This is a genomic window from Streptomyces sp. TP-A0874, assembly GCF_001748085.1.
Lineage (GTDB): Bacteria > Actinomycetota > Actinomycetes > Streptomycetales > Streptomycetaceae > Streptomyces.
Genome location: NZ_BBZK01000013.1, coordinates 25,482 through 47,278, shown reverse-complemented (window position 1 = coordinate 47,278; position 21,797 = coordinate 25,482). Strand labels below are relative to the sequence as shown.

General features: G+C 71.5%; 18 protein-coding genes. 8 read left to right on the top strand and 10 right to left on the bottom strand.

The window, feature by feature from the left end:
- Positions 1 to 476 precede the first annotated feature (476 nt).
- On the top strand, positions 477 to 2,183 hold the full coding sequence (locus BGP73_RS20150; RefSeq protein WP_069816984.1) for a SpoIIE family protein phosphatase: 1,707 nt from the start codon (positions 477 to 479) through the stop codon (positions 2,181 to 2,183).
- A 51-nt stretch (positions 2,184 to 2,234) separates the two neighbouring features.
- Here BGP73_RS20150 and BGP73_RS20145 read toward each other — a convergent pair whose 3' ends face one another.
- Complete coding sequence (locus BGP73_RS20145; RefSeq protein ID WP_069816982.1) at positions 2,235 to 2,867, bottom strand: YigZ family protein; 633 nt, start codon at positions 2,865 to 2,867, stop codon at positions 2,235 to 2,237.
- 57 nt (positions 2,868 to 2,924) lie between these two features.
- On the opposite strand from BGP73_RS20145, the gene BGP73_RS20140 reads away from it, so the two are divergent.
- Complete coding sequence (locus BGP73_RS20140; RefSeq protein WP_069816980.1) at positions 2,925 to 3,341, top strand: CoA-binding protein; 417 nt, start codon at positions 2,925 to 2,927, stop codon at positions 3,339 to 3,341.
- 71 nt (positions 3,342 to 3,412) lie between these two features.
- Here the strand turns inward: BGP73_RS20140 and BGP73_RS20135 are convergent, their stop codons facing one another.
- Entirely contained in the window at positions 3,413 to 4,252 is an 840-nt protein-coding gene (locus BGP73_RS20135; RefSeq protein ID WP_374701172.1) for an acyltransferase, read from the bottom strand.
- Between the two features lie 105 nt (positions 4,253 to 4,357).
- On the opposite strand from BGP73_RS20135, the gene BGP73_RS20130 reads away from it, so the two are divergent.
- Together BGP73_RS20130 and BGP73_RS20125 are read left to right on the top strand one after the other, a co-directional pair.
- On the top strand, positions 4,358 to 5,413 hold the full coding sequence (locus BGP73_RS20130; protein ID WP_069816978.1) for a hypothetical protein: 1,056 nt from the start codon (positions 4,358 to 4,360) through the stop codon (positions 5,411 to 5,413).
- A gap of 81 nt (positions 5,414 to 5,494) precedes the next feature.
- On the top strand, positions 5,495 to 6,838 hold the full coding sequence (locus BGP73_RS20125) for an MFS transporter (protein ID WP_069816976.1): 1,344 nt from the start codon (positions 5,495 to 5,497) through the stop codon (positions 6,836 to 6,838).
- Between the two features lie 108 nt (positions 6,839 to 6,946).
- Here BGP73_RS20125 and BGP73_RS20120 read toward each other — a convergent pair whose 3' ends face one another.
- The 8 genes from BGP73_RS20120 to BGP73_RS20085 form a co-directional block, all read right to left on the bottom strand.
- The gene (locus tag BGP73_RS20120; RefSeq protein ID WP_069816974.1) at positions 6,947 to 7,792 is read right to left on the bottom strand and encodes a spermidine synthase; all 846 of its coding nucleotides are present in this window, start codon (positions 7,790 to 7,792) and stop codon (positions 6,947 to 6,949) included.
- Between the two features lie 223 nt (positions 7,793 to 8,015).
- Positions 8,016 to 9,095, bottom strand: coding sequence for a peptidoglycan recognition protein family protein (locus BGP73_RS20115; RefSeq protein WP_139134589.1), 1,080 nt, complete (start codon positions 9,093 to 9,095; stop codon positions 8,016 to 8,018).
- 304 nt (positions 9,096 to 9,399) lie between these two features.
- Positions 9,400 to 10,515, bottom strand: a complete 1,116-nt coding sequence (locus BGP73_RS20110; RefSeq protein WP_069816970.1) for a CapA family protein — start codon at positions 10,513 to 10,515, stop codon at positions 9,400 to 9,402.
- 225 nt (positions 10,516 to 10,740) lie between these two features.
- Positions 10,741 to 11,364, bottom strand: coding sequence for a flavin reductase family protein (locus tag BGP73_RS20105; RefSeq protein WP_069817094.1), 624 nt, complete (start codon positions 11,362 to 11,364; stop codon positions 10,741 to 10,743).
- A gap of 179 nt (positions 11,365 to 11,543) precedes the next feature.
- Complete coding sequence (locus BGP73_RS20100; RefSeq protein WP_069816969.1) at positions 11,544 to 12,488, bottom strand: MauE/DoxX family redox-associated membrane protein; 945 nt, start codon at positions 12,486 to 12,488, stop codon at positions 11,544 to 11,546.
- Between the two features lie 22 nt (positions 12,489 to 12,510).
- Complete coding sequence (locus BGP73_RS20095; RefSeq protein WP_069816968.1) at positions 12,511 to 13,131, bottom strand: cell wall protein; 621 nt, start codon at positions 13,129 to 13,131, stop codon at positions 12,511 to 12,513.
- A 13-nt stretch (positions 13,132 to 13,144) separates the two neighbouring features.
- Positions 13,145 to 13,567, bottom strand: coding sequence for an RlpA-like double-psi beta-barrel domain-containing protein (locus BGP73_RS20090; protein ID WP_069816966.1), 423 nt, complete (start codon positions 13,565 to 13,567; stop codon positions 13,145 to 13,147).
- 341 nt (positions 13,568 to 13,908) lie between these two features.
- On the bottom strand, positions 13,909 to 15,366 hold the full coding sequence (locus BGP73_RS20085) for a benzaldehyde dehydrogenase (RefSeq protein WP_069816964.1): 1,458 nt from the start codon (positions 15,364 to 15,366) through the stop codon (positions 13,909 to 13,911).
- Positions 15,367 to 15,633: 267 nt separating this feature from the next.
- Between BGP73_RS20085 and BGP73_RS20080 the strand changes: the two genes are divergently transcribed.
- The 4 genes from BGP73_RS20080 (at position 15,634) to lnt (ending at position 21,763) form a co-directional block, all read left to right on the top strand.
- On the top strand, positions 15,634 to 18,180 hold the full coding sequence (locus BGP73_RS20080; protein WP_069816962.1) for an ATP-dependent Clp protease ATP-binding subunit: 2,547 nt from the start codon (positions 15,634 to 15,636) through the stop codon (positions 18,178 to 18,180).
- Between the two features lie 110 nt (positions 18,181 to 18,290).
- Positions 18,291 to 19,172: an SIS domain-containing protein gene (locus BGP73_RS20075; RefSeq protein WP_170837899.1), complete on the top strand. Its 882-nt coding sequence runs from the start codon at positions 18,291 to 18,293 to the stop codon at positions 19,170 to 19,172.
- Positions 19,173 to 19,175: 3 nt separating this feature from the next.
- Entirely contained in the window at positions 19,176 to 20,012 is an 837-nt protein-coding gene (locus BGP73_RS20070; protein ID WP_069816960.1) for a class II fructose-bisphosphate aldolase, read from the top strand.
- Positions 20,013 to 20,170: 158 nt separating this feature from the next.
- Complete coding sequence (lnt, locus tag BGP73_RS20065) at positions 20,171 to 21,763, top strand: apolipoprotein N-acyltransferase (RefSeq protein WP_069816958.1); 1,593 nt, start codon at positions 20,171 to 20,173, stop codon at positions 21,761 to 21,763.
- Positions 21,764 to 21,797 lie beyond the last annotated feature (34 nt).

Sequence of the window (21,797 nt, the reverse complement as noted above, 5' to 3'; positions counted from 1 at the left end):
CACTCCACCCCGCCTCGCCTTACTCCGCCCCTGCTCCCCGGGCTCGGACCCGCAAGTCCGCCCTGTCGGCACCGATCACGCCGGCCGGGGCAAGCCGGGCGGCGCTACGGGATCTCAGCCGCCACCGTATCGGGCGGTGCGAACCGTCGGCACCGGCCACTGAGATCTCGGTGTTCCAGACCCCGCGAGGAAGCCACGGCCCGCACGGTGCCGGCCGCACTCGCCGAGCCGTCCGGCCGGTCGGAGCGCAGGCCCGCCTCAGCGGCATCGCCATCCCGAACGGGTGAGATCGGTTCGTTGAGCGCTCCACGGCACGACATCTCGCGTCGTTGACCCGAGACTCGTCCGACGTCGTTCAAAATGAGGTGTGCGCGGGTTCCGAACTCAGTAGCGAGCCCGGTACCGGGTGATCCGCGGAGCGGTGAGCGGAACAAGGCCCTTGTTCGGGAAGACCGGTTAATCGCGTGAGGTGCGATGTGGGCGTCGATGAGAGCAGCGGTGCCGACCACCGTCCCACACCGCCGGAGAACGCCACCCCGCGACCTCTGCCGGAGACCGTCCACGCCGGGCTGTACCTCGTGGACGAGAACGAGAAGATCATCGAGGTCAACCGCGCCGCTGAGCGACTGCTGGGGCGGAGCACCGCGGACCTGTTCGGTGAGGATGCCCATGAACTGCTGCACAGGGGCAGCGTGGGCCAGAACCTCTCCCGCACTCAGTGCTCCCTGACAGAGGCCTTTTTCGCCGGCAGGACCTGCAGGGACGAGGGTTGGTTCCAACGGGGAGACGGATCCCTGCTACCCGTCTCGTGGATCGCGACGCCTTGCGCCGGCCCCTCGGGGCGCAGCGGCGCGCTGGTCCTCTTCTACCCGTCATCGCCGGGTGAGAGCACGGAAGCTGGGAACGGTGACGAGGGTGCGCTTCCGCTACTCGAACGCCTGGCCCTCCTCGCTGAGACCACCACGCTGCTGACCTCGACGCTGGACATCGACGAAGCGTTGCGAGGGCTGATCCGCCTGGTCGTGCCCCGACTCGTCGACTGGGTGATCGTGGACCTGATCACCGAAGGCGACGAGGTTTACCGCCGCACCGTGGCCACGCACGAAGACGGCGACGTCGTGTTCCGCGACGACCTCCGGGGGCCGATGCCGCCGATTCCACAGAAGTCGACCATGCCGCTCTCGCGGGCCCTGCGCGGAGCGGCATCGACGCTGACCGGACCGGAGGCCTACCACGGCCCTCCGGACGCCGGTATCGCGGTGGCGCAGCGAGAGCTCTTCCGTGCGACCGGTATGCACTCCGCAGGAATCGCGCCCATTCGCGGTCTGCGTGAAGTGCTCGGCGCCCTCACCTTCGGCTGTTCGGACCGGCCTGAACCGTTCAGTGATCTCGCCCTGCTGGAGGACATCGCCCGCCGCGCCGGGCTGGCTCTCGACAACGCTCGCCTGTACCAAAGGCAACGCCACGTCACGGAAACCATGCAGCGCCATCTTCTGCCGCAACTGTCGGGGGCGGCAGGACTGGAAATGTACAGCCGCTATGTACCCGCCCCACAGGCCTCCCAGGTCGGCGGTGACTGGTATGACGCCTTCCCCCTCCCCGACGGGGCCCTGGCCGTCGTCATCGGCGACGTGGCCGGGCACGACCTCGAGGCCGCGGCGAACATGGCGCAGGTACGCAGCATGTTGCGCGCCTACGGTTGGTCGTACAGCGAGCCACCGAGCGCCATCGTGCACCGACTCGACCAAGCCCTCGAACACGTCACCGACGTCTCGCTGGCGAGCCTGATCTTCGGCAGAATCGAGAACGTCCTCGACGACCACCAGCAACTGCGTTGGGCCAACGCCGGGCACCCGCCCCCACTGCTGGTCACACATGACGGACAGACGATCTTCCTTGAGGGCGGACACGGCCCACTGGTGGGCACGGGAATCCCGGCCAGTCGGACCGACGACCTCGTTCACCTGCCGCCGCAATGCACCCTGCTCCTGTACACCGACGGCCTGGTCGAATCGCCTTCCCACTCTCTCGAGGACGGACTGGACCGGCTGCGCCGGCATGCGGCAGCACTGGCCCACCGCCCTCTGCAGGCGTTCTGCGATCTCCTGCTCAGCCGCGTACGTCCGGACGACAACGAGGACGACGTCGTGCTGCTGGCCCTACGCACGTCCTCTCGGGGCTGAGGACCATTCTCAGAGATCGACTTCGGCCCGGTCGCGCCGAGGCCCGCAGCGTCAGCCGATCTCGCTGACGTAGACGTCCTGGAGTGCGAGGCCCGCGCTGCCGGCCGTGTTGTCGGCGAGCCAGGCACGGAATTCGCCGGTCTCGTTCTCGGGCACCCCGACATCGATCTCCACTCGCTCCGCGGTGTAGCGGACCGCGTGTACGGCCCGGCCGGCGGCTCGGAGGTCGTTCTCCAGCCTCCCCGCGCGCTGGTGGTCGACGGTGATCGTCGCCAGGCGGAAGCGTCTGAGCGTCACCGTGCCGAGTGCGTCGAGCGCCTGGCCGACCGCACCTCCATAGGCCCGGACGAGTCCGCCCGCACCCAGCTTGACGCCGCCGAAGTAGCGCGTGACGACGGCGACCACGTCACGGAGGTCGCGGCGCAGCAGCATCTGCAGCATCGGGACGCCGGCCGTTCCCCCGGGTTCGCCGTCGTCGCTGGACTTCTGGACGGCACCGCCCGCGCCGATGACGTAGGCGAAGCAGTTGTGTGTGGCGTCGGCGTGCTGGGTGCCGATCCGCCGGATCACCGCCTGGGCGTCCTCCTCGGTCGCCGCCGGTGCGAGGGTGGTGATGAACCGGGACTTCCTGACCTCGATCTCGTGCCGGCCCTCGCGCGCGACCGTGCGGTGCTGCTCCTCCATCCGACCAGCCTATGTGGTCGCGGGAATGGTCGGCGCGGACGGCTTGTTGGCCCGGACATGTACGGAGACGAAGAGACGATCCGCAGGATCCTGACCGCTTCCGGTGACACCTGGGCGGTGGTCGGGCTCTCCGGCAACGAGCACCGGCCGGCCTACGGGGTCGCCGCCGTACTGCGGCGCTTCGGCAAACGGGTGGTGCCGGTACACCCCAGGGCGGAGACGGTGGGCGGAGAGCAGGGTTACGCCACGCTCGACGCGATTCCCTTCCCGGTGGATGTGGTCGATGTCTTCGTCAACAGCGAACTGGCCGGCCGGATCGCCGACGAGGCGGTGGCGATCGGCGCGAAGGCCGTCTGGTTCCAGCTGGGCGTGGTCGACGAAGCGGCGTGGGAGCGGACCACCGCCGCCGGTCTGGACATGGTGATGGACCGCTGCCCGGCGATCGAGATCCCGCTACTGGGAGAGTCCGGGTGACCGTGTGTCGGTCGCCGGCCGCCGGTTGGTGACGGCTGCGCCGGGCACCTGGGAGCGAGTCCGACTGCCGCTCAGCAGGGGCCCTCGGGTTGCTGTTCCGCGGTCTCCGCTGGAGGGGGCGCCGGTTCCGCCATGGCGAGCAACTGCTCGGCGCTGACGCCTTCGGGCACCGGCGCCGGCGGCGGGGTGCGCAGCGGTGGCTGCCACCCCCTTTCCGGATCCCAGCGCCGCACCACCCTGGCGGGGGCTCCGGCGACCACCGCGTGGTCCGGCACCTCGCCCCGCACGACGGCGGCCGCGGCGACCACGACGTTACGGCCGAGCCTCGCTCCCGGCAGGATCACGGCTCCGGCGCCGAGCCAGCTGCCGTCGCCGATCTCGACCGGACCGGTACGCGGCCACTGCTTGCCGATGGGCTGTCCGGGGTCGTCGTAGGAGTGGTTGTCGCTGGTGATGTAGACATACGGCCCGCAGAAGACGTCGTTGCCCAGGACCACCGGCCGCGAGGCGACGACGTGACTGCCGCGGCCGAGTACGACGCCGTCGCCCAGCCGCAGCACCGGGTCCGGTCCCAGCTCCAGGCCGGGCACCATTCCGGCGGTGAGGGTGACCTGCTCGGCGATGACGCAGTGGTCACCGAGTCGTATCCAGCGCTCGTTGAAAATGGTCCCCTGAGGAAACGCCAGCCTGGTCCCGGGTCCGATCCGACCGAACCGGTAGGGCCCTGGCCGGGCCGCGGTGACCGCTCCGGCCTCCCGCGCCCAGCGCGACCCCCGGTGTACGGCCCGGGAGACGGCCCGTCGGTAGAAACCGCCCAGCGATGAGAACACGTTCTGGTCTCTCCTCACCCGGAACACGGTACTCAGCCGCGGTTCGGCGTACTTCGGGGGCAGCTGTGATCTTCGCCCCATCAAGGCACGTGAGCGTGGCGGGCCGGTCCGGGCGGCGGTCCGGCACGGGGAGTTGGGGCGGGTGGGCGTAGCAGCCCTTCCCCGGCCCCTCTATGGTTATTCGCCATGTGGCCAGGACAACAGCCGCCCGGGGGCGAGCAGCATCCGCAGGATCCCAACGCGAACCCGTACCAGCAGCCGGGCTATCAGCAACCTAATCCGTACCAACAGCCCGGATACCAGCAACCGAACCCCTACCAGCAGCCCGGATACCAGCAGGGTCAGCCGGTGCCGCCCAATCAGGGGTGGGAGAGCGGCGGGCCCGGCGGCTTCCCACCGCCGAACGGTGGCGGGAAGAAGAAGAAACCGGTGGCGATAGCCATCGCCGCGGCGACCGTGCTCGTGGTGGGCGCCGCGGTCACCGGCTACTTCGTGCTCTTCGACGACAAGGAGCCGAGCCACGACGCCAAGGGCGGCGGCTCCCCGTCCGCCGAACCGCTGCCGTCGAAGAGCCAGACACCGGAGCCCGAACCGGAAGATGACGACGGCGATGTCGACAACCCGCGCGCGGGCGGCGGGGAGGTGAAGCCCGTCGTCAAGGGCTGGAAGACGGTGGTCAGCCGGAAGCGGCAGAACGCCTTCGACGTCCCGCCGGAGTGGAAGGTCGAGTCGCAGGGCCTGTCCATCGGTTTCGAGGACTCGAACTCGGACGAGGAGTTTCCACCGCCCCTGGTGACCATGAGCGCGCCCGCCTTCGCCCAGCCCGAGTGGTGCACCTACAAGGAGAACGACCGGGAGCACGAAACCGAACTCGCCGCCGCCGGCTCGAAGGGCGCCCAGGGCGCCAAGAGCACCGACGAGGCGGCCGAGAACGAAGCCCTCAGCTGGGTCTTCGCCGCTTACGACCAGGGAAAGACCGGTACGTTCCACAGCACCAAGGCGAAACCGTTCACCAGTGAACACGGTCTCACCGGGTCCGTCGCCTCGGCCACGGTCACCGGTGTCAAGAAGGAGAACAAGTGCTCCACCGACGGCAAGGCCTTCGCTGTGAGCTACGTGGCGGAGAGCGGTGACTACGGGACCTGGGTCCTGTACGCCGCCAAGGGTGTCAAGGACGAGATCCCGGACGCGACGATCAAGAAGATCATGAACTCCCTGCGCCCGCTGAAGCCGAGTTCGTAACCGCCGACCGGCGGCCCGCTCCGGTGTCCGCCGGGAGAAAAACGGCTGGCGTTCGGCCTCTTCCACGGCCACAGTCGGCGTGTGACGCACCCGACGCCCCCGGTCCGCCGACCGGTCCGCCCGGCTTGGGCGGGACGCAACTACACACTGCTGACAGCCGCTGCCGTGATCACGAACCTCGGAAGCTCCGGGGCGCTGATCGCGGCAGCGTTCGCTGTACTGGGGGCCGGCGGCAACGGCACCGATGTCGGGCTGGTCGCCGCCGCCCGCACGGTGCCGCTGGTGTTCTTCCTGCTGATCGGCGGAGCGGTGGCCGACCGTCTGCCCCGGCACCGGGTGATGGTGGCGGCCAACGCACTCAACTGCCTCTCCCAGGGCGTCTTCGCCGTTCTGGTGCTCACCGGCGAGCCCGCCCTGTGGCAGATGGCGTTGCTGTCCGCTCTGGGCGGCACCGGTCAGGCCTTCTTCAGCCCGGCGGCCGAGGGCATGGTCCTCTCCAGCGTCTCCGGGGAACAGGCGGGCCGGGCGTTCGCCTACTTCAGGCTGGGCTCCAACGGAGCGAGCATCGCGGGCGCCGCGCTCGGCGGGGCGCTGGTCGCCGCGGCCGGCCCCGGCTGGGTGCTGGCGTTCGACGCCGCGGCCTTCGCCGTCGCCGGTGGCCTGCGGGCACTGCTCGACCTCAGCGGCATGCCGGAGCGAGGGCCGAGGGACGGGGGACTGCTGAGCGACCTGAGAGACGGTTGGCGGGAGTTCTCCGGTCGGTCCTGGCTGTGGAGTGTCGTCATCCAGTTCGCGGTCGTCAACGCCGTCGTCGGAGCTGCCGAGGCGGTCTACGGACCACTGGTCGCCCAGGACCATCTCGGCGGTGCCAGGCCGTGGGGCATGGCGCTCGCGGCGTTCGGGGCCGGCACGCTCTGCAGCGCCATACTGATGACCCGTTGGAAACCGCGTCGGATCCTGTTGGCCGGTGCGATCAGCGTCTTCCCGCTCGCGCTCCCGCCGGCCGCCCTCGCGGTTCCGCTGTCGGCCGGGTGGTTGATGCTGACGATGTTCGTCAGCGGCGTGTCGATCGAGATCTTCGCGGTCACCTGGATGCTGGCCCTGCACCAGGAGATCCCCGAGGAGAAGTTCTCCCGGGTCTCGTCCTACGACTGGCTCGGATCGATCGCCCTGCTGCCGGCCGCCACCGCGCTGGCCGGCCCGGCGGCGGAGGCTTTCGGTCGGGCGCCGGCGCTGTGGGGTTGTTCCGCGCTCGTCGTACTGCTGACGGCCGCGGTCCTGACCGTGCCGGATGTCCGTCGGCTCACCGTCCGCGAGTCGGCGGCCGGCGGAGCGGCTCCGGACGGCACGGCGGCGGTCAGGGCGGAACCGGACGGGCTGGGGCCGAATGCCGGCCCAGCCGAGAAGACGGTGCCTCAGGACTGAGAGTTCGCCCCGGGTGTGATCGGCTCTCGGGCGCTGCCTCCCGCCCGCTCCACTCGCCGTCTCCTCCCGTCGTTGCTCCCCGGCCGCCAGTAGTCGTGCACCCGCGACTCAGCCGATGCTGAAGGCGCCTTCCGGCGGTGGTGGGGAGGGCCGGGAGTCGGAGTCGGTCACCGGCTCCGCACGACCGAAGAGCCCTTCCAGGGTGGCCGCGGGTTCCACCCGGGCCGGGAAGGCGTCGGCCGCACAGCGGCGAGCCAGTGGCTGGACCGGCAGTTCGTTCCGGGACGCGATCAGCAGGACGTTCCCGAAGCGGCGCCCGCGGAGCACGGCGGGTTCAGCGACGAGCCGCACGTGCTGGAACACCGAGCCGAGGGTGGCGATCTGCGTGCGGAGGAAGTCGAACGGTGCCCTGTCGGCCAGGTTCGCGGCGTACCGTCCCTCGGGACGCAGGACACGAGCGGCCTGGCGGACGTACTCGACGGAGGTGAGATGGGCCGGCACCCGCGATCCCGCGAAGACGTCGGCGATGAGGATGTCGGCGCTCCCCGCCGGCGCGGCCTCGAGCCAGACGCGGGCGTCGGCGCACCGCGCGTCGATGCCGCTCCGCTCCGGCAGCGGCAGTTGTTCCCGGACGAAGGCCAGCAGCCCTCGGTCGGCCTCGATGACCGTCTGCCGGGATCCCGGCCGGGTGGCGGCCACATAGCGCGGAAGGGCGAGTGCCCCGCCCCCGAGGTGGAGGACGTCCAGCGGGTGGCCGGGCTCGGCGACCGTGTCGAGGAGGTGTCCGAGGCGGCGGGCGTACTCGAACTCGAGATGGGCGGGCTCGGCCAGGTCCACATAGGACTGGGGCGCGCCGTCCACGGTCAGCAGCCAGGCGCGTTCCCGGTCGACGTCGGGCATGAGCTTGGCCTGACCGCCGTCGACGGTTCGGGAGACGGGTACGGACTCGTTCACGCTCCCATTGTGGGCCAAGGACCGTCCCGGAAGGCCTGGTGGGCGCGGGACGACAGCTGCGGCGCTCCCCGGCTACCGCGCCGCATCGTAGGGAAGTCCGGACACGGCCGGTGTCCGGACGGCCCTGCTCCTCACACCGCACCAGGTCCCGCGCCGCGCGCTGAAGCACCGGAGCCCGCGGAAGCCCTCGGCGCTCTGGCTCTCCGCGTGTCCGACCACACGCCTACCCGTCCTGCCGGATCGCCCAGCGTCCGTCGGTCACCGAAGGTGCCTTCGCGTCAGCCCGTTCGGGAGCCGGGATCGGTTTCACCGCGACGTACACGTGCTGCCCCTTCTTCAGTCCCTTGGAGAACGGGACCGACACGAACTGGTCGCCCGGGGTCGCCTGGTGGTCGGCGATGATCTCCGTCCAGACCCCGGTCGACTTCCCGTTCTTCCAGTCGTGGACTTCGTACCGGACCTGCAGTTGGTCCCCCGGCTCCATGCCGGATACCCGGAGCCGGCCGTTGAAGTCCGCCCACGAGCTGGTCTTCGGCAGGTAGCCCGGGTGGTTCCCGTCCCCGTGCTGCTTGTGGGGGTCGGCGTGTTCGACGTCCCAGGTGACGGCCGTCCACTCACCCCAGGGGACGGACTGGGACTTGTCCTTGCCGAGGCTGGTGCGGATGGGCATGTCGTCCTCCGGAGAAGTACCGCCGGGGTTCCAACCGGCCGGATGGGAGAGCCGTTCGGCCACGTCCTTGCGGAAGGTGGCCATGCTGAACGACGGGTCGATCTTGCGTCGGGTGCCTTCCTTGTGCCCGATGACCGAGTCGGCCGACCACTTGTGGAACCGGCAGATGGCCGCAGCCCACCGCACCACCTGGTCGTACTGGGCGGCTGGGTACGGGTCGCTGCCGTCGCCGCGGTTCTCGGTCTCGATGCCGTAGTAGTGCGTGTTGCCGTCGATCGGCTCGGCGGCGTCCGGCCTGGGATGGGTGCTCGATTCGCGGATCACCGCCTGGTGGGCGTTGTTGGCGAACGTGCCGGCGTGGTTGGCCCGGCCGTTGCCGACCAGGTACACGGTGGCGGCCTTCGAGGCAAAGGCGTGGCAGACCGGGCCGGGCAGGTCCGCCGTGCCGTCGTAGCAGTAGTCGGCCATGCCCGAGCCGACACCGGCGGTGTGGTGGATGACCACGCCGTTCACCCCGCCCCAGGCACCCTTGTGATTGCGGTTGTGGCTACGCCACGACCGGTGCTCCTTGATGCGCACACCCTCCGCTTTCAGCGCTTTGACCATCTGGTCAGCGGTCATCGGTGTCGCCACGGTCTCCCCTTTCCCCGAGCGCCGCGCTGGCAGACTCCGTGCGCTCAACTGACCGGGCACGGAGCTTGCTTGTACGGGAGATTATGCCCAGTAAGCCGCTTTCTGACCGGCTATTACTCGAATCCGGAGGCGGGGTGCGGGAGGCGCCTGTGGTGGCGAGGGACGCGCGTACCAGCTTGCGGCACTGTCCCTCCCGTGCTCGGGTGTTGAGCGTTGCGCTCGCTGGCGTGGGGAACGGCACGTACGACAGCGGCGGCGGTCCCCGCCGTCCGGGACCCCGCCGCCGCTCACCGGCGCGCCGCTGCTACTTCCCTTCGACGAGACCGTCCCGCTGCGCGCCACGGCTCAGGACGGCCTCCCGCACCCGCTTGTGCACTTCCGGAAAGTGCTCCTGAGTGGCCCGGGTGACCCGGAATGGTGGTCCGGTGTCCGAGTGGCCGACCAGGAACTCGGCCTTGGAGACGTTCCAGCGGTCGTCGTCGGCCGGGGCGAAGGTGAACCTGGCCATGCTGCCGTCGTTGCCCCGGTACTTCTCCGGGACGAAGCTGGCGACCTGGTCGCCCAGTCCGTAGACCACCCAGGTCCCGTTGACCTTCTCGTAGGCCTGCGGCACGTGGTTGTGCGTGCCGATCAGCAGATCGATGTCGGGGCGGCCGTCGGTGCGCGCCGCCGTCAACCGCTTCGCCACCGCCAGTTGCCGGGCGTCGGGTTCCTGCTGCCACTCGCTGCCCCAGTGAAGACTGACCAGGACGACGTCGGCCCCGTCTTGGCGCGCTCGGCGGGCGTCGGACAGGATCCGTTTCGGCTGCAGGCTGTTGACCGCCCAGGGCTGCCCCTTCGGCAGCGGAACGCCGTTGGTGCCGTAGGTGTAGGAGAGATGGGCGACTTCGGCCCCGCCTGCTCGGAGGGAGGCCGGGCGGGCGGCCTCGGCGGCGCTGCGGGCGGTTCCGGCGTGTTGGACGCCCGCCTTGTCGAGCGCCGCGAGGGTGCGCCGGATACCGGCGGCCCCACTGTCCAGGGCGTGGTTCGAGGCGGTGGAGCAGCTGTCGTAGCCGGTGGCGCGCAGCGCCTCGGCGATCTGCGGCGGGGACTGGAACATCGGGTACCCGGTGAAGGGACCGCCGGCTGGTCCGTACACCGTCTCCATATGGCATATCGCCAGGTCGGCGGAGGCGACGACGGGTTTGACACCGGCGAACACCGGACGGAAGTCGTAGCCGGAGCCACCGGCGTCCCGCCGGGCCTGTTCGATGATCGACGGGTAGGGGATGACGTCGCCGGTGGCGACGACGGTGAAGGAGCTCCGGGAGCGGTCGTCGCCACCGCTCCCTACCGCCTGCAGGTGCCCGGAGCCGCTCCGGACCGTGCAGCCGGCCGCCAGCACGGCGACCGCCACTCCTCCCACCGCCCATATCCTCATCTTCCGTCTCACGGACAGCCCACCTCACTCCTCGGCATCGGGCGAATACCCGCAGCCTGGAGCGAGGGACGGGAAGCCGACAGTCGAGAGCCCGTGCGGCTGGGCCAGAAGGGGCGGATCCCTGGGCCGAACGGAGGTCCGGCCGGGCGTGCCGCCCGGCCGCCGGCGGTGCCGGCGCCGGACAGCCTTTCAGGACCGGCGGGCGGTGGATCGGCGGACCACCGCTCAGCCGGGGGTGAGGCGGGCGCCGTCCTGCCAGTCCGCGTACCGGATGCGCTCGATCTCGAGGATCTCGCCCATCGAGCTCCATTCGTTCTTGCCCAGCCGGGCCAGGGGGCGCAGCTTGGTCACCTCGGGGTGCCCCTCGACGATCACCTCCTTCGAGACCGCCGCGTGCACCACGGTCCCGAAGACCACCGTCGAGTCGCCCAGCCTCGTGGTGCTGTGCAACTCGCACTCGAGCGCCACCGGTGAGGCGGCGACCCGCGGCGGTTTCACCCGCAGACTGGGTTCCCGGGCGATGCCGACGGCCTCGAACTCGCTGACCCCGGGCGGGAAGTCCGTCCCCGTGGCGTTGACCTGCTCGAAGAGGTGCTCAGGAGCCAGGTTGACGACGAACTCACCGGTCTCCTCGGCGTTGCGCAGCGAGTCCTTGCGGCCGACGGAGGTGAACTGGACGACGGGTGGTTCCACACAGGCGACGGTGAAGAAGGAGTGGGGTGCCAGGTTCGCCACCCCCTCACCGGAGAGGGTCGACACCCAGGCGATCGGACGCGGCACGATCACCGAGGTCAGCAGTTTGTAGAAGGGGGTCCGGCCCAGGGCCTCGGGCTCGAAGTCGATACGCATGACTGCCAGTATCCACGCTGCGCCCCACGCCTTCCGCGGACCGTCTCCGGCAGGCTGCCCGGTGCGGTGCCGGCGCCGTTCCCATGCTCGGGGAACGACACCGGCGGTGGTCGGGGAGCCGGACCGGTCCGGCTCCCCGACCACCGCCGCACCGCTCCTGCCGAGCGGCCGTGGTGGCCTCAGCTCACCAGGGGCAGCTCCTTTCGGACACTGGGCGTCGGAAGGCGGACTTCGATCGGTTCCCCGCTCTCCGAGTCGACGACTCCGACCCTGACGAGAGGATCGCCGGGGGTGTCCATGCTGGCCCCGGCGTCGAGGGCGAAGACCACCGAGACCGGTCGAGCCCCCGGGGAGGCCGACTCCTCGGCACCGCCGTGCACCGGGGCTTCGTAGACACCGGAGTACTGCAGCAGCCGCCAGCCGTCCTCCTCCCAGTGGTCCAGGAGTCCGGACCGGACCACCGGCGAAGCCGCCTGCCAGGCCAGCGAGCTCTCCAGCAGCTGGACGGTCGCGGCGACCGGGACATCGGTACGGCCCGCGGTGCCGCCCAGCGGGTGCCCGAAGACCCGCAGCCGGGTCCGCCGCAACGGCAGCAGCCACCAGCGGTCGAGGTCGGCGGAGAGCACCACCAGCACCCCCACCGCGGCGGCCAGCAGGCCGAGTCGAGCGACCGGCCGCTCGGCGATGGAGGTCCACCACGGAACGGTCGCGAGGGCCGCGACCACCCCGCCGACCAGCACCAGCCCGGCGCGGACGAAGGCACGCCAGGTGATCACGGCGGTCTCGTTCGCCGAGCAGCCGCAGGAGGATTCCGGCGCGGCGGCCCGACCGTAGGCGAGGTAACCGAGGAACCCCGCGCCCAGAGCGGCCGTCCCGACGCCCGGCAGGGCGGCCCCGGGCGCCGCGGTCCCGGGCAGCGTCAGCAGCCCTGCGGCCAGGACCAGTTCCACGCCGCCGACCCCGCGCAGGGCGAGCGTGGCGCGCTCACTGCTGCGGAGCAGGACGGCGAGCGCGGTGCGAGGGGCCTGGCGTGCGGTGCCCGTGCTGAACAGCTTGACCGCACCGGTCCAGCCGAGCAGCCCGGCCAGCGCGAGCACCGCCGGGCCCGTTGTCGCTGAGAGCATCTCCACCTCCTCGAACCCGGGCTCAGCGCCCGACGGACACGCGGACGACGTCCACGGAGTCGTCGGCCGGCCGCCAGGCGCCCAGCACCTGTGCGCTCTGCCCGATCCGCAGCCGGGAGAGGTCTGCCGTCGGGGCGCCGCCGGCGTAGGTGGCGTTGGTGGTGTCCGCGACGATGTTGCCCACCAGTTCGTGCTGGCCGTGGGCGAAGTGCAACCGGCTCTTCTCGACCCCGCGGATGGTGGTGTACAGGTTGACGATGTTCACCCACACCGCGTCGGCGGCGATGGTGCCGTCCGGCATCTCCACCCCGCGGGCGTAGAGGCCGTCGCCCACCTCGATCACCGCGGCGGTGGCCGGGCGGACCTTCCAGACGCTGGTGACGTTGGTCATCTGGACCCGGGAGTGGTCGCCGTAGGAGCCCGCGACTTCCAGCACGCTCCCGGTGATCCCGGTGATCCGGCCCTCGACGAACGAGGTCTTGGCTATGGCCGGGTCGAGGGAGGGCTGTTCGGCGGCGAAGGCGGCGTCCGCGTCGAGGCCGCCGAGTGCGGTGGCACCGACGATGGTGGCGCCACCGAGAGCCGCGCTGGTGAGGAAGCGCCGTCTGCCGAGGCCGCCGTTCTTCGCGTCAGATGCGGTCATGACTGTCCCTTCCTCACTCGTAGAGGTAGACCGGCAGTTTGCCGGAGTCGAGGTTGCCGATGGCGGAGAAGGCCGCCGGGGTCAGGTCGACGACCCGGTTGGTGCGGCACTCGCTGCCGCAGCAGCTGGCCTCACCGCACCACTCCTTGGTGCGGGGCCCGCAGTCGGTGATGGTGATGCACACCGTCGCACCGGAGCAGGCGTGCTTGACGTTCATCACCGAACCGCAGCCCCGGCGGGGGATGTTCTCGCCGCACAGGTCGGGCCGGGTGATGTCCCAACACGCCTGGGAGGCGTTGGGCCAGGCCCCGTGGTTGGCGCTCGACTGGCAGTTGCCGCAGGCGCCGCCGCCCGCGCTGCCACACGGGCCCCATGCGTTGCCGCAGCAGAACCAGCTGGCCTCGCCGGCCCATAGGCTGGTCGATCCGCAAGCCATGTTGCTGTCCCTTTCTCGTGGGGGGTGCCAGGTCTGCTGGTTGACGCAGACATGACAGATTCCAGGACGCAGTCGCCCGCTGAGCCCGACCTCAGGGACGGGTCCCGGGACTCGGGTGCTACCAGGGGGCGCCTGTTACTGGCGGAGCAACCCCATGATGCGCGCATCGACGCGCGTTGACCAGAGCCCGTCACAGCGCGGACCGCACAGCGGCGGAAGCGGCCGCCGGGGGCGGGAGGGCATGCGGGGGCGCCCTCCGGACAAAGCCTCAGGCCGGCTGCGGGAACGACGGCGCCGCCGGCTCCCGGGTCTCCGGCAGCCGGCGGCGTGGAGCGCGGATCTCAGAACGGGTACGTCGCCGCGCTGGAGCGGACCGTTGTCCAACGGGTGTCGGTGAACGCCTCGATGTTGGCGTCGCCCCCGAACCGGGAACCGGTTCCGGAGGCCGCGACGCCACCGAACGGTGCGACCGCCTCGTCGTTGACGGTCTGGTCGTTGACGTGCACGATCCCGGTCGGGATCCGGGCCGCCAGGTCCAGCCCCCGAGCCGCGTCACGGGTGACGATGCCGAGGGAGAGCCCGTACTCGGAGTCGGCCGCCAGCGCCACCGCCTCCTCCTCTGTGGCGAAGGGCCGGACGGGCGCGACCGGACCGAAAACCTCCTGGGCGTAGGCGGCCGTCCGGTCGTCCACCCCGGCCAGGACCGTCGGGCGGTAGAAGAGCTCCTGGTGGGTGCCGCCGGCCGCCAGTCGCGCCCCGGCCGCCACGCTCTCGGTGACCAGCCCGTGTATCTTGTCCCGCTGCCCGGCGTCGATGATCGGCCCGAGGTGGACCTGCTCGCGGGCGGGGTCGCCCACCACCAGCGAGTCGGCCTTCGCCGCCAACCGCTCGACGTACTCCTCGTACAGCGACTCGTGGACGAGGTGTCGGCCCGTCGTCATGCATATCTGGCCCTGGTGGAAGAAGGATCCCCAGGCCGCGGTCGAGATGACGGCATCGAGATCGGCGTCCGGGAGGACCACCAGCGCGGAGTTGCCACCCAGCTCCAGGTGGGCTCGCTTGAGATGGCGTCCGGCCGCCTCCCCCACCGACCGCCCCGCCGGGGTGGAGCCGGTGAAGGATATGACCGGCACCTTCGGGTGGGCCACCAGAGCCTGGCCGGCCTCGGCGGCACCGGGCAGGACGTGGAGCAGTCCGGCCGGCAGACCGGCCGCCTCGAAGACACGGGCGATGACGTAGCCACCGCAGACCGGAGTCCGGGGGTCGGGCTTGAGGACGACGGAGTTGCCGAGCGCGAGCGCCGGGGCCACCGAGCGGATCGACAGGATCAGCGGCGCGTTGAAAGGCGAGATGACGCCGACCACGCCGACCGGCACCCGGCGGGTGTAGGAGAGGCGGGGGGCCTCGGTGGCGAGGATCTGGCCGGGGGGCCTGGAGGCGAGGGCAGCGGCTTCGTAGCACTCCTGGGCCGCGACGTGGACCTCGAAGTCGGCCTTGCCGGGGATGTTGCCGGCCTCCCGGACCAGCCAGTCCTTGATCTCCTCGGCGTGCTCCTGGAAGAGGTCCCCAGCACGCCGCAGGACCGCCGCCCGTTCCTGGAAGGTGACCGCGGCCCAGGACGGCTGGGCCGCCGCCGCGGCCTCGGCGGAGCGGTCGACGTCCGGGGCGCCGGCCAGGCCGGTGCGGGCGAGGACACCGCCGGTCGCGGGCTCGACGATGTCGATCTCGCCGCCGGAGAGCGGCTGCCAGTGCCCGGCCCAGCCGCGGCCGCCCCACACCGTGGAGTCGAGCAGATCCATGACGCTCCTTCGAGTCACACCGGGGGCAGGCGTTCGCCTGGTGAACTTTCGTTCATCAACGATCGGCCCCCGAGTCTGGCCTCGCGGGACTCGGCTGTCAACGGTCGGCGTCGCCGTTCCCGACGGGCGGATGCCTTCCGCCCCTCTCCGAGGCCGGACAGGGAAGGCCACGGTGACAGGTGTCGGGGCGGCACACGCGGGAACCCGGCTGGGCGCAACGATCCGCGACAGCCAGGCCCGGTCGCGGGGCCGGCGGGACGGAGACCTATGACCAGCGGGTACCCGGGTCCCGAAGACTACGGTCGGGACCCGATCGGAGACTTCATCGCTCGATTCCTCGGCGCGACCCCCGGCGGAAGACAGTCGGCGCCCCGTTACCTGGACTTCGGACGGTTGATGAGCGAACCGGCGCGGCAGCTCGTCTCGGCCGCCGCCTCCTACGCCGCCGACCACGGCAGCCCCGACCTGGACACCGAACACCTGCTGCGGGCGGCTCTCAGCAGTGAGCCGACCCGCGAGATGATCGCCCGGGCGGGGGCCGACCCCGACGAACTCGCCGAGGAGATCGACCGGGAGGTCGGAGAGGGACCGGCGCGGAACACCGTCGCGGTCAGCCCCGCGGTCAAACGCGCCCTGCTCGACGCCCATGACGTCGCCCGGTCCGCCGGCGCCTCGTACATCGGCCCGGAACACCTGCTGGCCGCCCTCGCCGCCAACCCTGACTCCACCGCCGGTCACATCCTGCACACCGCCCGCATCGACCCCAGGCACGCGCAACCGGGGGGCCAGGCACCCGGCGGCCCGGAACAGCGGACCACCACCGGCGCCGGAAACACACCCAACCTCGACAAGTACGGCCGCGACCTGACCCAGCTCGCCCGGGAGGGCCGGATCGACCCGGTGATCGGCCGGGAGCAGGAGATCGAGCAGACCGTCGAGGTGCTCGCCCGCCGCGGAAAGAACAACCCCGTGCTCATCGGCGAGGCCGGAGTCGGCAAGACCGCGGTGGTCGAGGGGCTCGCCCACCGCATCAACGACGGCGACGTGCCCGACATCCTGCTCGACCGGTGCGTGGTCCAGCTCGACCTGTCGGCCGTGGTGGCCGGCACCCGCTACCGCGGTGACTTCGAGGAGCGGATGAACGCTCTGATCGAGGAGATCCGGGCCAACTCCGAGAAGCTGATCGTCTTCCTCGACGAGCTGCACACCCTCGTCGGCGCCGGAGCCGGCGGCGGGGGCGGAGAAGGCGGTTCGATGGACGCCAGCAACATGCTCAAGCCACCGCTCTCCCGCGGTGAACTGCACGTCATCGGCGCCACGACGCTCGAGGAGTACCGCCGCAACATCGAGAAGGACGCGGCACTCGCCCGCCGCTTCCAGCCGATCCTCGTCCCCGAGCCCACCTCCGCGGACGCCCTGGAGATCCTGCGCGGGCTGCGCGACCGCTATGAGGCGCACCACCAGGTGCGTTACACCGACGAGGCGCTGCTGGCCGCCGTCGAGCTCTCGGACCGCTACCTCACCGAACGCTTCCTGCCGGACAAGGCCATCGACCTGATGGACCAGGCCGGTGCCCGGGTCCGGCTGCGCAGTTCGACGCGCGGTACCGACGTGCGCGCCCTGGAGCGCCAGCTCGAGCAGCTGAACCGCGACAAGGACCAGGCCGTCGCCGCCGAGCAGTACGAGGAGGCCTCCCGGCTCCGGGACCGGATAGCCGATCTCGACCAGCGGATCCGGCAGGGCAACGAGAAGCATCCCAACGGACGGATCGCCGAGGTCGCCGTCGACGACATCGCCGACATCGTCTCCCGGCAGACGGGGATCCCGGTCAGCACCCTCACCGAGGAGGAGAAGGACCGGCTGCTCGGTCTGGAGGAGCACCTCCACCAGCGGGTGATCGGCCAGGACGAGGCGGTGACCGCGGTCTCCGACGCCGTACTGCGGTCCCGCACCGGGCTGTCCAGTCCGCAGCGCCCGATCGGGAGCTTCCTCTTCCTGGGGCCGACGGGCGTCGGCAAGACCGAGCTCGCCCGCGCGCTGGCCGAAGCGCTGTTCGGGAGTGAGGACCGGATGGTCCGGCTGGACATGAGCGAGTACCAGGAGAAGCACACCGTCAGCCGGCTGGTCGGTGCCCCTCCGGGCTACGTCGGACACGAGGAGGCCGGCCAGTTCACCGAAGCCGTGCGCCGCCACCCGTACTCGTTGCTGCTCCTCGACGAGATGGAGAAGGCGCACCCGGATGTCTTCAACATCCTCCTCCAGGTGCTGGACGACGGGCGGTTGACGGACTCCCAGGGCCGTACCGTCGACTTCACCAACACGGTGATCGTGATGACCAGCAACCTCGGTTCGGAGGCCCTCACGGGCCGGAGTACCGCGGTGGGCTTCGGCCCCGGTGACCTGGAGGCGGACGAGGCTGCGCGCCGGGAGCGGGTGCTCCGGCCGCTGCGCGAGCACTTCCGGCCGGAGTTCCTGAACCGGATCGACGAGATCGTCATCTTCCGCAGGCTCACCGACGACCAGTTGCGGCGCATCACCGACCTGCTCCTTGAGGAGACCAGGCGGCGGCTGCGGGCCCAGGACATGACGGTCGACTTCACCCCGGCCGCCGTCGACTGGCTGGCGCACCGGGGCTACCAGCCGGAGTACGGAGCACGGCCGCTGCGCAGGACGATCCAGCGGGAAGTCGACAACCAGCTCTCGCGGATGCTGCTCAGCGGCGAACTCCAGCCGCACAGCCATATCGACGTCGACACCGAGAACGACAGGCTGCGGTACCGGATCTCGCAGGAACCGGAGGCCCCGGCCGAGTGAGGCGGTGATCCGGCGGCTCCGCTCGACGAGCGCTGTGCTGGCCGCCCCGGGCGTGGAACAATCACCGGGCACCGACCAGCGCTCGCTCGCCCGAGTTGAGGAGCCCGCTCATGGCCATCTCCCGCACCGCAGAAGAGATCTCCTCCCAGCCCGACTGCTGGCGGCGGTCCGTAGCGCTGGCCCCCACCCTGGGGGGGCTCCCCCGGCCCGGTGAGCGGATCGCGGTGACCGGCTGCGGCACCTCGTGGTTCATAGCCCAGGCCTATGCCGCCCTGCGGGAGGGGTCGGGGCAGGGTGAGAGCGACGCCTTCCCGGCCTCGGAGTTCCCGGTAGGCCGCCGCTACGACCGGGTTCTGGCGATCACCCGCTCCGGAACCACCACCGAGGTGCTCCGGCTCCTCGCGACGCTCGACGGGGTGCCGACCGCCGCGATCACAGCCGACCCGGCGACCCCGGTGGCGGAGTCCGCGGACGCGATCGCCGTCCTGGACTTCGCCGACGAGCGCTCGGTGGTGCAGACCCGCTTCGCCACCAGCGCCCTGGCGCTGCTCCGCGCCCACCTGGGCGAGGATCTGGCGGCCGCCGTCTCCGACGCGGAGCGGACGCTGTCGAAGCCGCTGCCGGCCTCGCTGCTGGGGGCCGAGCAGTACACCTTCCTAGGGTCGGGCTGGGGCTACGGACTCGCCCAGGAGGCGGCGCTGAAGATGCGGGAGGCGGCGGGCGCCTGGACGGAGGCCTACCCGGCGATGGAGTACCGGCACGGGCCGATCAGCATCACCGGTCCGGGGCGGGTCGCCTGGATGCTCGGCGAGGTGCCCCCCGGGCTCGCCGAGGACGTCTCCCGGGTCGGCGGGGAGCTGGTCGCGGACGCCGGCGTCGACCCCATGGCGGAACTGGTCAGGGCGCAGCGCCTGGCCGTCGCGCTTGCCGAGGCCCGGGGGCTCGACCCGGACGAGCCTCGCAACCTCACCCGCTCCGTCGTACTGGGCTGACCGATGCCGCTGGCCACCACCGCCGAACTGGTCGACCAGGCACGGGCCGCGGGCCGGGGCCTGGCCGCGTTCAACGTCATCACCCTCGAACACGCCAACGCCGTGGTACGAGCGGCTGAGCGGGCCGCTCTGCCGGTGGTGCTCCAGGTCAGCGAGAACGCGGTGCGGTTCCACGGCCGCCCCGAGCCCCTGCTGGAAGGCTCCACCGCCGTGGCCCGAGGCGCCTCGGTGCCCGTCTCACTCCACCTCGACCACGTGGAGAGCCCGGATCTGCTCCGGTCCGCCATCGCCTCCCGGGCGGTCTCCTCCGTCATGTTCGACGCTTCGAGGCTGCCCTACGGGGAGAACGTCCGCGCGACGGCCGAGGCGGTGCGGCTGGCGCACCGGAGCGGTGTCTGGCTGGAGGCCGAACTCGGTGAGGTGGGTGGAAAGGACGGCCCGCACGCGCCCGGTGTCCGCACCGATCCGGTGGAGGCCGCCGGGTACGTCGCGGAGACAGGGGTGGACGCGCTGGCGGTGGCGGTTGGGAGTTCGCACGCCATGACCGAGCGGACCGCGTCGCTGGACCACGAGTTGATCTGCCGGCTCGCCGCGGCCGTGCACGTTCCGCTGGTGCTGCACGGTTCCTCGGGTGTGCCGGATCAGGAGCTGCGGCGGGCGGTCGGCGCCGGCATGGTGAAGATCAACATCGGTACGGCGCTCAACATCGCGTTCACCTCGGCGGTGCGCAGGGTCCTCGCCGACCAGCCGTCGTTGGTCGACCCTCGCCGGTACCTGGCGCCCGCACGGGAAGAGATGTCGACGGCGGCAGCCCGGCTGCTGGCGGTCCTGGCTCCCTGACCCTGCCGCCTCCCCCGGCGCCGGACCGCCGGAAGGCCCGCAGGCTTCACCCACCTGGTCTGTCTGCGACCGGCCGGGTGCGCGAGGTGCACCTCCGGCGGGCGTCGCCATCGCGCAGACTGAGCACCGTCACACGCGGCGAGCGGAGGGATTGCAGCATGGAGGCCGGTACCGAGCGTCGAGACCGGTCTGTCCCCGCCCGTGGCCGCTGGCCGACGTCCGCGGCCGTACTCGCCGGTGGACTGCCAGCGGTCGTCTTTCCCGCACCGGCTCTCTGGTGGCTGGCCCCGGTGGCGCTGGTGCCCTGGCTGCTGCTGCTGCGCTCGGCCGACAGTGGCCGCCGGGCTGCCCTCCGGGGTTGGCTCGGCGGCACCGGGTTCATGTTGGCCGTCCACCACTGGCTGCTGCCGAGTCTGCACGTCTTCCTGCTCCTCCTCGCCGGGCTGCTCGGGTTGTTGTGGGCGCCCTGGGGCCTGCTCGTCCGGCGGTTGCTGGGGGCGGACCGTCCCCGCGGCGGGGCCGCGGTGCTCGCGACGCTGCTGGTGCCGTCCGGCTGGTTGGCGGTCGAACTGGTCAGGTCCTGGGAGTACCTGGGCGGCCCGTGGGGGCTGCTGGGCTCCAGCCAGTGGCAGTTCCCGCCGGCGCTGCGGCTCGCCTCACTCGGCGGGGTCTGGCTGGTGAGTTTCGTGGTGGTCGCGGTGAACACCGCGCTCACCGTGCTGGTGGCGGTGCCCTCGGCGCGTGCCTCCGCCGCGGTGACCCTGCTCGCCTGGGCTGGGGTGGTGGGCTCTGCGGGGGTGTGGACGCCGCTTCCGCAGTCCGCGGGAAACTTGCGCGTCGCCGTCGTGCAGCCGGGGGTGGTGGCTGGTCCGTCCGGTGCGGAGCGGCGGTTCGCCTTGCAGGAGCGCCTCACGCGGCGGCTGGCCGGCCGCGGCGTGGAACTGGTGGTCTGGGGCGAGAGCAGCGTGGGGTACGACCTGGAGGACCGCCCCGATCTGCGGGACAGACTGCGGCGGCTGTCCCGGCGGGTCGGCGCGGATCTCCTGGTGAACGTGGACGCGCGGCGCCCCGGCCGGCAGGGGATCTTCAAGAGTTCGGTGCTGATCGGGCCGGCGGGCCCGGACGGTCAGCGCTACGACAAGATGCGGCTGGTGCCCTTCGGCGAGTACGTTCCGGCCCGCTCGCTGCTGGGCTGGGTCACCTCGCTGGGCAAGGCAGCCGGGGAGGACCGGATGCGTGGCGCCGCCCCGGTGGTGATGGAGCCGACCGACGGCGGCGGGCCGCGGATCGGCCCCCTGGTCTGCTTCGAGTCCGCCTTCCCCGACATGGGCAGGCGTCTCGTGCGGCGCGGCAGCGCGGTGCTGGTCGTCCAGTCCTCCACGTCGAGCTTCCAGCACAGCTGGGCGCCGTGGCAGCACGCCTCGTTGGCGGCCCTGCGGGCGGCGGAGAGCTGGCGGCCGGTGGTCCACGCCACCCTCACGGGGGTGAGCGCGGTCTACGGCCCGGGGGGCGAGCAGGTCGGCGAACGGCTCTCGACCACCGGCAGCGGGGCGGCGGTGTACGAGGTGCCGCTGGGTGTGGGCAGCAGTCCGTACGTCCGCTTCGGCGACTGGATCGTCTGGACGGCACTGGGTGCTGTCGGCGCGTTCGGGGCGTGGGAGGCCTTCCGGCTCCTGGCCCGGCGGCGCCCGATGCCGCGGCTGGAGCCCGGCCAGCCGGCCGAGACGCCGGCGACGCGCCCGCCGGGGTGAGGAACGGCCCGTGGGAATGCTTCCCGCCGGCTCT